Origin of the sequence: Sphaerimonospora thailandensis (assembly GCF_016863115.1) — a bacterium.
Classification (GTDB): domain Bacteria; phylum Actinomycetota; class Actinomycetes; order Streptosporangiales; family Streptosporangiaceae; genus Sphaerimonospora; species Sphaerimonospora cavernae.
In genome coordinates, this window is the sequence record NZ_BOOG01000023.1 from 1 (window position 1) to 13,844 (window position 13,844).

A 13,844-nucleotide genomic window follows, 5' to 3' on the forward strand; every position below is an offset into this window, starting at 1 on the left:
GGCGCTGCGCGACCTGGTCGCCGCCTGCCGTAAGCGCGGCGTCAAAACCGTCTTCTGGCACTCGGGCGGATCGGTCTCGCGGGCGTTCCCGGCGGCCGAGCACTTCGAGTACGTGCTGACCACCTCCGAGGCCCGGGCCCGCGAGTGGCGGGCCGCGCTGCGGCACGACCGGGTGGGCATCCTCACCCACGCGATCCAGCCGCGCGTGCACAACCCGATCCCCGCGGTCGGCGGCCGCTCCGGGGATGTGGTGACGCTCGGCACGGTCGCCGCGCCCCCAGCGGCCTCCTGGGTGGTGCTGGCCGGACAGGACGAAGCCGACGAGACGTCCTACGACGATGTGCTGACGGCCTACCGGCGGCCTGCGCTGGTGGTCGCGGGCCCCGACGCCGACCCCAGGGCGATCGCCGAGGTCGCGGCCTGCGGGACGCCGGTGCTCCAGGTGCGGGCGGGCGCCCGTGGCGAGGAGATCGCCGCGGCCGCCGAGGTGTTGCTGGCCGATCCCGCCCGGCTGGCCCGTGAGGCGCACCTGGCGTGGCGGGCCCGAACGAGTGCGACCCCGCTGTTCGACCCGATCCTGGACACTCTCGGTGTGCCGAGCGTGCGCAACAACGCCGTGATCACCGCGGTCACCGCCGTCGCGAGCCGGGCCGAGCTCGATCACCTGCTCGCCCAGGTCGCCCGCCAGCGTCGCCGGCCGGGGCAGCTCGTCATCGTCGCCGACGGCCTCGACGCCGCCCTGGTCGAGAAGGCCGCCCGCGAGGCGCTCTCGAACCCCGACGCGGCGCCGCAGGCCGAGCCCGACCTCGTGATCCGCGCCGCGGACGGGCCCGTCACCCTCGGCGCCGGACTCGACCGCGCGCTGCGGCTCGCCGACGGCGACTACGTCGCGGTCCTCGATCCCCGCGACGTGTACGGCGAGCACTATCTGGCCGACCTGGTCCGGCATTTCGCCTCGACCGAGGCCGAGGTGCTCGGGAAGGCCGCGTTCTACGCCCACCTGCCGGAGGCGGGCGCCACGCTGCTGCGCCAACCGGAGGCCGAGCACCGTTTCCTGCCCGAGGTGGCCGGGGGGACGCTGCTGGCCCGCCGCCAGATCCTCACCGAGTTGGGGCTGGCCGACGTCTCCGAGGAGTGGGGCGAGGTCTTCATGCGGCAGTGCCGCACCGACGGCATCGGCGTCTACTCGGCCGATCGGTACTCCTATGTCTGCGTACGCGACTCCGCCGAAAGCCGGCTGCTCCGCTCGGCTCACCTGGCGGGATACGTGCCCGCCGAACCGCTCGCACTGATCTGAACCGATGCGCCCGGACCTGCCCTAGGCTGCCGGGATGACGCCCGTCCGGCTCGCGGAGATCCTCGGTGAGCTCCTCGGCATGCCGCCGAGAGAGCCGCCGGCGCCGTACGGATCCTGGGAGCGCGAGGCGGTGTACGCCTCACCGATCGCCCTGCGCGGTGCGCGCGGAACCGCACCGGCGACCAGGCAGGCCCGGGAGGTCGCGGAGGATCTGGCGGTACGGCTCCGCGCCCATGACGGCGTCGCCGGCGTACGGGTGCGGCCCGATGGTCTCCTCCTGATAGCCGTGACCTGCCCCGGCGAGGTGGTGCGGGAGATCGTGCAGGCGAACGGCATGCCCCGGTGGGCGGCGGTGACCGAGCCCGGCCGCGCGGCTCCGGATTTCCCCCGGACCTGGGACAACCCGGGCTTCGTCGTCAGGTACGCGCACGTGCGCGCCGTCGCCGTACGGCGCTGGGCTCGGGATCTGGGCGTGCCGGAGACGGGGCTGCGGCCCGAGGCGCTGGACGATCCGTACGACCGGGCGGTGCTCCGGCTGCTCGCCGAACTGCCCAGCCGGGCGGCGAGCCGCGCTCCCTCCTGGGAGACGTACGCCGAGCACCTCGCGCTCGCCTTCCACGACGCCCACGAACACGCGCCGGCCGTGCCGCGGGCGGACCAGCCGGTGACGGCCGTCCATACCGCCCGTCTCTGGCTCGCCATGGCCGTGCGAACCGTGCTCTCCGGAGTGCTGTCGACCCCACTTCCCGCCAGATTGTGAGCCGCCCGCAACTTTTTGGCCATTTCTTCCGCTGGAATCACCTGATTTCCGGATTTAATGTTGTCGTTGTCTCGCCAGATGGTCAGCTGTCTCTCGTGGGTGGCGAGGTCGGATAGCCTCGTTCGGGTGAGTCGCTTCGCCCACACCGCCGCGTCAGATGACGGACAGGCGGCCCCCGTCGCCGCGACGCCGGAAGGCCCGCCGCACGCTCCCGTCGACCTCAACGCGCTCGATCTCAACGCGCTCGACCCGGCGATCTGGCCCCGAACGTCCGGCCGGATCGACGGCGCCGTCGCGATCGGCGGCGTCGACGTCCGGGAGTTGGCGAAAGACCACGGCACGCCGCTCTACGTCGTCGACGAGGAAGATTTCCGCTCCCGCTGCCGCGACTACCGGTCCGCCTTCCACGACGGCGAGGTCCACTACGCCGGCAAGGCGTTCCTGTGCCGCGAGATCGCCCGCTGGGTCGACCAGGAAGGGCTCGGCCTCGACGTGTGCAGCGCGGGCGAGCTCGCGGTCGCGCTCAGCGTCGGGTTCCCGCCCGAGCGGATCACGATGCACGGCAACAACAAGTCGGTCGCCGAGCTGGAGAAGGCGGTCGAGGTCGGCGTCGGTCACATCGTGGTCGACTCGTTCGAGGAGATCGCCCGGCTCGGACGGCTCGCCGAGCGGTACGGCGCCCGCCCCAAGGTCATGATCAGGGTGACCGTGGGGGTGGAGGCGCACACCCACGAGTTCATCGCCACCGCGCACGACGACCAGAAGTTCGGCCTGTCGCTGAACAGCGGCGCCGCGGCGGAGGCCGTACGGCGCATCCTCGCGCTGCCGAGCCTCGAACTGGTCGGCCTGCACTCCCACATCGGATCGCAGATCACCGACACGGCCGGATTCGAGGTGGCGGCCCGCCGCCTCGCCGGCCTGCTCGTGGAGATCAAGGACGAGCACGGTGTGATCCTTCCCGAGCTGGACCTCGGCGGCGGCTACGGCATTCCGTACGTGGCGGGGGACGAGGCACCGGACATCAAGGTCATCGCGGACAGTCTCCACGAGATCGTCACCAAGGTGTGCGGGGCGGCCGGCCTGCCCGTACCGCGACTCACCGTCGAACCCGGCCGCTCGATCGCGGGACTCGCGGGCGTGACGGTCTACGAGGTCGGTACCGTCAAGGACGTGGAGGGCCTGCGGACCTACGTGAGCGTCGACGGCGGAATGAGCGACAATATCCGCACCGCGCTGTACGGCGCGCAGTACACGGCGGCCCTGGCCTCCCGGGAGAGCCGGGCCGAGCCCATGCTGTCGCGTCTGGTCGGCAAGCACTGCGAGAGCGGCGACATGGTGATCCGCGACCTGTGGCTGCCGGGTGATCTGACGCCCGGCGACCTGATCGCGGTTGCGGGCACCGGCGCCTACTGCCGCTCTCTGGCCAACAACTACAACTACCTGCCCAAGCCCGCCGTGGTCGCGGTGTCAGCGGGCCGCTCGCGGGTTATCGTGCGCCGGGAGACCGAGGACGACCTGCTGCGGGGCCAGCTGTGAGCATCAGCCGGGGAAATCGGCGGTGGGCGAAGCGAGGAGGACTCGTGGGTCGAGTCGAGGAGGGCTCGTGAGTAACGCTGGCGGTAAACCGGCGCTCAAAGTGGCGTTGCTGGGCTGCGGTGTCGTCGGATCGCAGGTCGTGCGCCTGCTGCGAGAGCAGGCCGATGACCTGGCCGCCCGGGTCGGCGCGCCCCTGGAGTTGGCCGGCGTGGCCGTGCGGAGGCTCGGACGCAAACGCGACACCGAGGTCGACCCCGCGCTGCTCACGACGGACGCCGAAGCCCTCGTCACCCGTGACGACGTGGACATCGTCGTCGAGGTGATCGGTGGCATCGAGCCCGCCAGGTCGCTGATCCTCGCCGCGATGGCGCGCGGCAAGTCCGTGGTGACCGCCAACAAGGCCCTGCTGGCCGAGGACGGCGCGACCATCCACGGTGCGGCCCGGGACAACGGCGCGGACCTCTACTTCGAGGCGAGCGTGGCCGGTGCGATCCCGCTGCTGCGTCCGCTGCGCGAGTCGCTGGCCGGCGACCGGGTACGCCGCGTGCTCGGCATCGTCAACGGCACCACCAACTACATCCTCGACAGGATGGACTCCTCGGGCGCGTCGTTCACCGAAGCGCTGGAGGAGGCGCAGGCGCTGGGGTACGCCGAGGCGGACCCGACCGCAGACGTGGAGGGCTTCGACGCCGCGGCCAAGGCCGCGATCCTCGCCGGGATCGCCTTCCACAGCAGGGTCACCGCCGCCGACGTCCACCGTGAGGGCATCACGGAGATCACCGCGGCGGACGTCGACTCCGCCAGGGGCATGGGTTATGTGATCAAGCTGCTGGCCATCTGCGCCCGTTCCGACGACGGGCGGTCGATCGGCGTCCGGGTGCATCCCGCGATGATCCCGAGGTCGCACCCGCTGGCCGGGGTCCGGGAGGCGTACAACGCGGTGTTCGTCGAGGCCGAGTCGGCCGGACGGCTGATGTTCTACGGCGCGGGCGCGGGCGGTGCGCCCACGGCCTCGGCGGTCCTCGGGGACATCGTCGCGGTGGCGCGCAACCGGCTCGCCGGCACCCGCGGCCCGGAGGAGTCGACCTACGCCGACCTGAAGGTCCACCCGATGGGCGACACGGTCACCCGCTACCACATCTCGGTCGACGTGGCGGACAAGCCCGGCGTGCTCGCCCGGGTCGCGGACATCTTCGCCAAGCACGACGTGTCCATCCAGACGGTCCTGCAGGAGGGGCGCGGCGACGACGCGCAGCTCGTCCTGGTCACCCACCGGGCGAGCGACGCCGCCCTGTCGGCCACCATCGAGGAGCTGCGCGACCTCGACATCGTGCGCGCGGTGGCGAGTGTGATGCGCGTCGAGGGTGACGAAACGCCCTGATCAGAAGAAACTGCATGACTCGACGGACCCGGTCGGCGATCACGGCCGGGCCTGTTGAATCGTGGAGTTCGATCGCGCCGCCTTGACCTTGTGCTCCTGGCTGGAGACACCGGCGGGATGGATGCCACCGGATGATTCGTTTCGGTAACAACGTCACCGTTTGCGGTTGAGCAAGGCGAAGTGTTTCCTTAGCCTGCCGGGATGGTCACTCTTGCGGGGGAGGGGTCGGCGGCCGTCCGTCACGGTTCCCATCGGCGCAGCCGGCCGGGGGATCGGGAGCCGGACGGGAAGCGCGGTCGGCGACGGCTCCCAAGATGGACCCCGGTGGCCGCCGGGGCCGTGGTCACCGGCGTGGCGATCTCCGGGACGTCCGCGTCGCTGTCCGGTGACGAACTGGCGACGTACAGCGCGGTGACCCGCTCGCTGAGCGGGCTCTGGCTGCTCGTGCAGCACATCGATGGGCATTTCCTGCCCTACTACCTGTTCATGCACTTCTGGGCGATGCTGAGCGACGCGGAGTGGTGGCTGCGGCTGCCTTCGGCGCTCGCCCTGGGCGTCGCGGCCGGGTTCCTGGCCGATCTCGGGCGCCGGCTGCACAGCGCGCGTGCCGGGCTGCTCGGCGCCGCGCTGTTCGCCGTGCTGCCCTCGGTGTCGTACCACGGCGCGAACGCCCGGCCGTACGCGTTCGCCGCGGCGGCCGCGGTGATCTCCGCATGGGCGCTGCACCGGCTGGTCGAGGCGCCGACCACCCGGAGGGCCTGCTGGTATGCGGGCGGCGTGGCCCTGCTCGGATGCACGCACCTGTTCTCGGTGCTGGTGCTTCCCGCGCAGCTTCTGGCCGCGGCCTGGCTGCTGCCGCGCCGCGAGATCCTGACCAGGGCGCTGCCCGCGATGGCCGCCGGGTGCCTGCCCGTGGCGGTCCTCGGACTGGTCGGGTGGGGTGAGCGCCACGCCATCAGCTGGATCAAGCCGCACGGCCCCGACGTGCTGCTCAAGTTCCCGAAGATGGTGACGGGATCGCCCACCCTGGGGCCGGCGTTGTTCGCGGTCGCCGTGGCCGGCGTCGTGATCCTGCTGCGACGCCCCGCAGACCGGGCCGACCGGGCCGACCGGACTGGCCGGACTGGCCGGGCCTGGGGGGCGCTGCTGGGCGGCTGGCTCGTGTTCCCGCCCGTTCTCCTGCTGCTCGTCTCGGCGGTGCTCACGCCGGCGTACGTGGACCGGTACCTTTTCGTGGCCGCGCCCGCGCTGGCCCTTACAGCGGGAGTCACGCTGGCCGCCGGCTACGACCTGCTGCGTTCCGGAGTCCTGATCCCCAGGCTCACCGCATGGGGAGCCGTGCTGATCGCCGCGGTGCTGGGCATGCCGGATCAGATCGACTACCGGCAGCAGAACGGCCACTACGACGATTTCCCCGGAGCGGTGCGGGTCGTCCAGTCGAAGGCCCGGCAGCGTGACGCGATCCTGTACGGCCAGAGCTGGTTGCGTACCGGATTCGGTTACTACGGCCGGGGCGTTCTCCCTGATGACGTCATGCGGGTGGGTACGGCCTCGGGCACGGCCTTCGAATATCCGGAACGTTCCGACGTCGCCGCCGCGTTGAAGGGCCGCACCCGGGTCTGGATCGTCTGGCGCGGCACCAAGCAGTCCGGCCTCACAGGCTCGAAGTTTCCCGAGGTCACGGCGGTGCGGGCGGTCGGATTCCGGCTCTCCTCCGCGTGGCACTCCGCGGAGCTTCCCGGCCTGACGGTGGCCCTGTTCTCCCGGACTGTTCCAAACCCGTGACGCTCTCCCGGAACCGGAGAGAACGAGGAAGCCATCCTGAACGGTTGCTGACAACGGAGTTAACCGGTTTGATCTGACAAGGGTCCACCACGACTCGAATGATCTTTGTGGGCGCGGGAGGTGCGGTGGCGACGGACATCTGCTCGCCGGTGGGGTTCACCCGATCTCCGGCCGAGGGAACCGCTGAGCTGTCCTGGAACGCCGGACAATGGATCGCCGATGGATTCTTGGAGCGCGCCCCGAAGGGCCCGGAAGGAGTGGAGCGCTCCGCTGGGCGGTCGCCGGGCCACCGGGTGACCAGGGAGGAGATCGACGCGCTCCGGCCGCTGCGCGGGCTGCGGGTCGGCTGGCCCGCCACGCCCACCCGCCAGGCGGAGGAGGCGCTGGCGGCCGTCACCGACCTCGCCGCCGCGGGAGTGCCGCTCACCTCCGGCCCGCCGCCGCCCTGGGTCCGCCGAGCCGATCCCGTCCTGGCCGACCTGGTCGCCAACTGGACCCCGGAGCCGGACGAGGGCACGCCGGACTCGGTCGGTGATCTGCGCAGGGAGGAGCACAGCGTGCGGCTGCGCCGGCACGCGCTGCGCGCGAGCGGCGTCGGCCGTACGGCACCGGCGGTGACGGTGGTCATGGCGACGCGCCGGCCGCACCTGCTGGACGCCGCGCTGCGGCAGATCGCCCGCCAGCGCGGGGCGGACCTCGAGGTGATCGTCGCCTCGCACGGTTTCTCCGCCGCGCTCGCCGAAAGGGCGGTGGCGGGCTTCCCCTGGCCCGTCATCGTGCTGGAGTCGGACCGGGCCACGCCGTTCGGGGAGGTGCTCAATCTGGCGGCGTCCCACGCCACGACCGACACCATCCTCAAGTGGGACGACGACGATTGGTACGGCCCCGAGCACATCGCCGATCTCCTGCTCGCCAAGGCGTACTCCGGCGCCGACGTGGTGGGCACCGCCCAGGAGTTCTTCTACCTGGAGCCGCTCGACGTCACGGTCCGGCGGACCGACTACGGCAGCGAGAGGTGGACCGACCACGTCGCCGGGGGCACGATCATGATCGGCAGCGAGCTCTTCCGGGAGGTCGGCGGTTTCGGACCGTACCCCCGGGGTGAGGACGCCCACCTGCTGCGCGCGGTCGTCGCCCGGGGCGGGCGGATCTACCGCACGCATGGGCTCGGGTACGTCCTGCGGCGCTCGCTGAGCGGCGAGAACACCTGGCAGCGGCCACTTGCGCACTTCCTGAGAGTTTCGGGCAAACAGTGGCGAGGCTTCCGGCCCAGTGTGATCCTGGAGGACGGTCAGGTCGCGGGGGACGGCGAGAGCGTGGAGGCGGGATGACGCCGCGAATCCGGGGAAACGACTACACCGTCCTCGACCCGCCCGCGCTGGGATCGTCGTGGACGCCACGGCTCCGGGTGAGCCTCGTCGTGCCGGCCCATGCGAACCAGTCCAAGCTCGACCTCACGCTGGCGGGTCTCGCCGTCCAGACATATCCGGCGGACCTGATCGAGGTCATCGTCGTCGACAACGGCAGCGAGCCGCCGCTGCGCCTGCCGGACATCCGGCCGGAGAACACCCGCCTGCTGGTCTGCCCGACCCCCGGCCGCGCCGCGGCGCGGAACATGGGGTTGGCCGCGGCCATCGGCGACGTCATCCACTGGATGGACTCCGACATCGTGCCGGAGCGGGAAGAGGTGGAGGCGCACATGCGCTGGCACCACCTCGCGCCCTACCTGTCTGTCACGTCCTATCTGCGCTTCACCACCGCGCCGCTTCCCGACGCGAAGGAGGTGGCCGAGGCCGAGGACCTCGCGAAGTTCTTCGAGCCGACCGAGCCGCACGCGTGGATCGAGGACATGGTCGACCGGACGGACGGGCTGACCCGCACCCACAGGGCGTTCAGCATCCATATCGGCGGGGCCACCTCGGTCGGGGCGCGGCTGTTCGAACGGGCCGGACCCATGGATCCCGACATGGTCCTCGGCCAGGACACGGAGATGGGATACCGCCTGGCTCAGGCCGGGGCGGTGTTCATCCCCGATCCCGAGGCGCGGGCCTATCACCTCGGCCCGTCGATGCGGATGCGGGACGCCGAGTCGATCAGCCGGGTCAGCCACCCGCTCGTGGCCGACCGCGTCCCCGTCTACCGGTGGCTGCGCAAACACCCCACCCGGCAGTGGAAGGTCCCCCTGCTGGAGGTGGTGGTCGACGCCGCCGGCGCATCGTGTGACGACGTCATGGCGACCGTGGACGCGGTCCTGGCCGGTACGCTGACCGACCTGTCGGTGCTCGTGACCGGTCCGTGGGACGAGGTCAGGCCGGAGCAGCGCGCACCGCTCACCGATCCCCATCTCGATCTCGTCCTGCTGCGCGCGCACTACGGTCACGAGGGCCGGGTCCGGCTGGTCTCCGGGCTCTCCGACAGCGTCGCGCCGTTCCGCCTGCGCCTGCCGCCGGGCTGGGCGCCCGGCGAGGACACCCTGTCCCAGATCCTCGGGCTGGCACAGGAGCAGGACCTCGGGCTGGTCAGCATCCTGCTGGCCGAGGACCCGGAGGGCATCACCGGGGCACGTCTGGAGAGCACCCAGGCGTTCGCCCGCGCCGCCCTGCTCGTCTCCCCGCACGAAGCGGACGGTGAGGGGGAGACCATGGCGCACGGTGACGGCGGTGACGGCGGGGACGTCGACGCCTTCGTCGACGAGGTCTTCGGCACGTTCTGGGCCGACGGCGAGACGTACGGTTTCACCTCGGGGTCCGAGGCCGGACCGTTCCCGAGCGTCCGGGCCGCCTACCGGGCCCGGGTGCAGGCACAGGCCGAGGTCGAGCGGCTCACCAAGGAGGTCGAGCGGATCCGCGGCCAGGTCGCCAAGTGGCGCGAGGAGGCCGGCCGGTGGCGCAGAACGGCCGTCGGCTACCGCCGGGAGGTCGGCGCTCTCCGGCGGCAGGTCTCGACGCTCCGGCGCACCCAGAGCCGGCGTGGCCTGCGGAGCCTCAGGCGAATCAAGGTCCTCGCCCGGGGCCTCACCCGCACGTTCAACGGCAGGAAGTCCTAAGTCGCTCCCTGGGGGAAACGACCTGAGTCACGAGCGGCGGAACAGGCCGCCGAGGCGCTGCCGCGGCCGCTCGGGTTGAGTCACGGGCGGTTGAGCCACGGGCTGCTGAACAGGCCGAGACGCTGGGGGAGTCGCCGGGGCAGGCTGCCGTTGGGGCGCAGTGAGGAACTCCTTCTCCGCGGCGTGCCGTATGCCGTGGGTCTCCTCGATGACGGCGGAGAGATCTTCACCGGGGCGGGCGAGCAGGCGGGCCCGGGCGGCGGCCTCCGTCCGTTCGAGGGCGGCGGTGCGGCCGTCCGGCAGTTCGACGACCAGCAGGCCGAGTCGCTCCTCCAGCATCGTCTTGGTCATCCGCTCCAGTTCGTCCGCGGCCGGAGGCGAGTCGATCGGCGTGGTGTAGCGGAAGGGCGCGGGAGCCGCGGTCGGCGCCGCCCGCTCGGCGAAGCGAACCCGCTGATCGTGGCGGAATGCCTCCCGCACCAGGGCGAGATCGAACGCCCTGCTCCCCGGCGCCTGGCTCGCCCGGTCGGAAAGGCCCGGCCAGGGCCCCACAAGCGTGATGGCGATGTCGGTGAGCCCGGCATCGGTTCCGGTGAGGATCGCGTCGACGGACGTGCGGATCAGCGTCTCGTCCGCGCCGGTCACGTCGAGCACGATCTCCACGTACGGCACCGGCCGCCGCCGGTCGCGCTCCTTGCGGAGATCCCGCCGCAGCGGCACCTTCTGCGCCAGATGGGTCTCGACCAGCCGGACGATCGCCTTGCCGTGCTCACCGCGCTGGGCCGGCAGCCCGAGATGCACGGCCCGCGCCGTCATGTCCGGCACGAACACCGCCCCGGCCTGGGCGAGCCGATAGGCGAACTCGGTGTCCTGGCCGCGCACGACCTCCGGGTCGAAGCCGCGCACCTCACGCAGCAGGGCACGGCGCAGCGAGACGGTGGGCCCGGTGCAGACCTGGTAGGGATTGCGGCTGGCCCGCAGCCCGCCGAGGCGGCGGATCGTCTCCTCGGTCGAGCTCGACACGAGCGCCGCCGGGTCGAACAGCGTTTCCGGCGTGCCGTGCCGCACCGCGTCGTACACCTGCTCGGGAGTCAGAGCGGGCTCCTCGGCGAACTTCTTGCCGCCGATCGTCACGAGATAGTCCGTGAGGTGGTGCCAGCGGAAGAGCGCCTCCAGGTGCTCCCGGCAGATCACCATGTCGGCGTCCAGACGTTGGACGATCTCGCCCGTCGCGACCTCGACGCCCGCGTTCATCGCGTGTCCGGCACCCCAGCCTCCTGGCGGGCTGGAGATGATCCGCGTGTTGTCCGGGCGGATCTCCGGGAGCCGCAGCGGCGGATCGCTGCCGTCGTCGACGACGATGACCTCGGTGAGGGAGGCGGGGTAGGTCTGCGCGGCGAGCGCGGCCAGCGTCAGGTTCAGACGGTGCTGCCGGCCGTGCGCGGGGATGACGACGCTGGCGGGCAGCGTCGGGACCCACTCCCCGACGGGCGGCGGGGCCAGCGGGGAATAGTCGTTGTGCCGGATCCTCGGCCTGACGTGGCCTCCCGTCACGATCGCCGCTCCTCACCTTGCGATACCTCGCGAGACCTTGCGATCTCCATCGGACGCCGTTCACCCTAACCAAGCCGGCCGACGGTTTCGCGGGGCGAGCGTGGGAATCCCCTGGAAACGGCGATGCCCGCCCAGATGTCCACCAGTTGGACGGCGCATCCCGGACGTCAGGCGGATGGCCGTAGACTCGTTGCCCGATACCGCAGGTGACACGCGCGTCGCGCGTGGGAGGAGCAAGCAATCATGTCCAGGGCTTGGCGTGGCCTGATCGAGGAGTACCGCGACCGTCTGCCGGTCTCCACGACGACGCCAGTGGTGACCCTGCTCGAGGGCGGCACACCGCTCCTGCCCGCCAGGCGCGTGTCCGAGATCACCGGCTGCGATGTCCACCTCAAAATCGAGGGCCTCAACCCCACCGGCAGCTTCAAGGACCGCGGCATGACCGTGGCCATCAGCAAGGCCGTCGAAGAGGGCGCCAAGGCCGTCATCTGCGCCTCCACCGGGAACACCAGCGCCTCGGCCGCGGCATACGCCGTACGCGCCGGGCTGCGCTGCGCCGTCCTCGTGCCGCGCGGCAAGATCGCGATGGGCAAGCTCGCCCAGGCGCTCGTGCACGGCGCGAAGCTGCTGCAGGTGGAGGGATCGTTCGACGACTGCCTGGAGATGACCAGGAAGCTCGCGGAGAACTACCCGATCGCGCTGGTCAACTCCGTCAACCCGCACCGCCTCCAGGGGCAGAAGACCGCGGCGTTCGAGATCGTCGACGCGCTCGGCGACGCGCCGGACGTCCACTGCATCCCCGTCGGCAACGCGGGCAACATCTCGGCCTACTGGATGGGCTACAAGGAGTACGCCGACGACGGCCTGGCCACCAAGCGGCCGCGGATGCTGGGCTTCCAGGCCAGCGGCGCAGCCCCGCTGGTGTCCGGCGCCCCGGTGACCCACCCCCAGACGATCGCGACGGCCATCCGGATCGGCAACCCGGCCTCCTGGCGGCTCGCGGAGGCGGCCCGCGACGAGTCCGGCGGCGGCATCCAGGCCGTCACCGACCGGCAGATCGCCGCCGCGTACAGGTTGCTCGCGCAGGAGGAGGGCGTCTTCGTCGAGCTCGCCTCGGCCGCGAGCGTCGCCGGACTGCTGACGGCGCACGAGCAGGGTCTCCTCACGCCGGGCGAGCGCGTGGTCTGCACGGTGACCGGCAACGGACTCAAGGACCCTGACTGGGCCATCTCGGGTGCTCCGTCTCCGGTGACGATTCCCATCGACGCGTATGCCGCCGCCTCCGCGCTCGGTCTCGCCTGACATCTCCCGCCCGGTGCCCGGCGTTTGCCCACGTCTGCCCGGCGCCTCGTCGGCATGCCCCGACTACGAGACGCCGTTCGTCCATCCGAGATGAATGGAAACCATGAATGACGGATAGTCACGGCGTCGTGGTCCGGGTGCCGGCGACCAGCGCCAACCTCGGCCCCGGATTCGACAGCCTCGGCCTCGCGCTCGACCTGTACGACGAGGTGGAGGCCGCCGTGCTCGACGCGGACGGCGCGCGGCTGCGGGACGTGCGGGTCGAGGTCGAGGGGGAGGGCGCGGGCACGGGCGAGCTGGACCGGGGCGAGAGCCATCTGATCGTCAAGGCCATGCGGACCACGTTCGACCGCATGGGCGTCGTCCAGCCGTCCGGCATCCGGTTGCGCTGCCGCAACCGGATCCCGCACGCGCGCGGCCTCGGTTCGTCCTCGGCCGCGATCTGCGCCGGCGTCCTCGCCGCCCGTGCCCTCGCGCCCGCACTCGCCGACGGCGCGGCGGGAGCCGTACGGCCCCTGCCGGACGACGAGGTGTTCGCCCTGGCCACCGAGTTGGAGGGGCATCCGGACAACGTGGCGCCCTGCCTGGCGGGCGGACTCACCATCGCCTGGACGGACCAGTCCGGAGCGTCGAGTATGGTGAAAGTGACTCCGCACGAGGATGTCCGCCCGGTCGTGTTGATCCCGGACTTCCGGTTGTCCACGGAAGAGGCGCGGGGGCTGCTGCCGAAGGACGTTCCACACGCGGATGCCGCGTTCAACGCGGGCCGCGCGGCATTGCTCGTAGCGGCGCTCACACAACGGCCGGAACCCGGCCTGCTGCTCGCCGGTACAGAAGACCGCCTCCATCAGGATCACCGTGCGTCGGCGATGCCGCGCACGGCGGAACTGGTACGCGGGCTTCGTGCGGCCGGTGTGCCGGCTGTGGTCTCGGGGGCCGGTCCCACGGTTCTCGTTTTCATGACACGGGACACCAAGGATTTGATCGCGCCTAAAGTGGGTAATGACTGGCACATCCAGCCAATGAACGTCGACCCACGTGGTGCGTACGTTCGGTTTCCCGAGACACGCTGATGCCTCTTCGACCTTCAGGGAATAGTTGTGCGCGCTGGTGATGTTAGGCTGATAGCCGCACCAGGTGCCCCCGTGTTGGGTGCGTGCTTGTCATTCGCACATCGCTGCAC

9 protein-coding genes and 1 pseudogene are annotated in these 13,844 nt (G+C 71.4%); 9 read left to right on the top strand and 1 reads right to left on the bottom strand.

The features are described from left to right. From Mth01_RS13755 to Mth01_RS13785, 7 genes and pseudogenes are all read left to right on the top strand, one after another. A pseudogene (locus Mth01_RS13755) lies at positions 1 to 1,297 on the top strand (hypothetical protein); the annotation flags it as partial. Between the two features lie 34 nt (positions 1,298 to 1,331). Then, positions 1,332 to 2,057, top strand: a complete 726-nt coding sequence (locus Mth01_RS13760; RefSeq protein WP_204016230.1) for a DALR anticodon-binding domain-containing protein — start codon at positions 1,332 to 1,334, stop codon at positions 2,055 to 2,057. A gap of 126 nt (positions 2,058 to 2,183) precedes the next feature. Beyond that, on the top strand, positions 2,184 to 3,593 hold the full coding sequence (gene lysA / locus Mth01_RS13765; protein ID WP_239089638.1) for a diaminopimelate decarboxylase: 1,410 nt from the start codon (positions 2,184 to 2,186) through the stop codon (positions 3,591 to 3,593). Between the two features lie 100 nt (positions 3,594 to 3,693). Further along, a complete protein-coding gene (locus tag Mth01_RS13770; protein ID WP_204016323.1) occupies positions 3,694 to 4,974 on the top strand; it encodes a homoserine dehydrogenase in 1,281 nt (426 codons plus the stop codon). Positions 4,975 to 5,298: 324 nt separating this feature from the next. Then, complete coding sequence (locus tag Mth01_RS13775; protein ID WP_239089639.1) at positions 5,299 to 6,759, top strand: glycosyltransferase family 39 protein; 1,461 nt, start codon at positions 5,299 to 5,301, stop codon at positions 6,757 to 6,759. A gap of 125 nt (positions 6,760 to 6,884) precedes the next feature. Next, positions 6,885 to 8,090: a glycosyltransferase family 2 protein gene (locus Mth01_RS13780; RefSeq protein ID WP_239089640.1), complete on the top strand. Its 1,206-nt coding sequence runs from the start codon at positions 6,885 to 6,887 to the stop codon at positions 8,088 to 8,090. Beyond that, positions 8,087 to 9,805, top strand: a complete 1,719-nt coding sequence (locus Mth01_RS13785) for a glycosyltransferase family 2 protein (RefSeq protein ID WP_204016234.1) — start codon at positions 8,087 to 8,089, stop codon at positions 9,803 to 9,805. The genes Mth01_RS13780 and Mth01_RS13785 overlap by 4 nt, the downstream gene beginning before the upstream one ends. Positions 9,806 to 9,832: 27 nt before the next feature. Here Mth01_RS13785 and Mth01_RS13790 read toward each other — a convergent pair whose 3' ends face one another. Further along, positions 9,833 to 11,359: a glycosyltransferase gene (locus Mth01_RS13790; RefSeq protein ID WP_239089641.1), complete on the bottom strand. Its 1,527-nt coding sequence runs from the start codon at positions 11,357 to 11,359 to the stop codon at positions 9,833 to 9,835. 243 nt (positions 11,360 to 11,602) lie between these two features. Here Mth01_RS13790 and thrC point away from each other — a divergent pair, with 243 nt between their 5' ends. Both thrC and thrB read left to right on the top strand, forming a co-directional pair. After that, positions 11,603 to 12,661 (top strand): threonine synthase, encoded by a 1,059-nt coding sequence (thrC, locus tag Mth01_RS13795; RefSeq protein ID WP_204016235.1) that lies wholly within the window; start codon positions 11,603 to 11,605, stop codon positions 12,659 to 12,661. Between the two features lie 107 nt (positions 12,662 to 12,768). Beyond that, the gene (thrB, locus tag Mth01_RS13800; protein WP_204016236.1) at positions 12,769 to 13,734 is read left to right on the top strand and encodes a homoserine kinase; all 966 of its coding nucleotides are present in this window, start codon (positions 12,769 to 12,771) and stop codon (positions 13,732 to 13,734) included. The last annotated feature ends 110 nt before the right edge of the window (positions 13,735 to 13,844 follow it).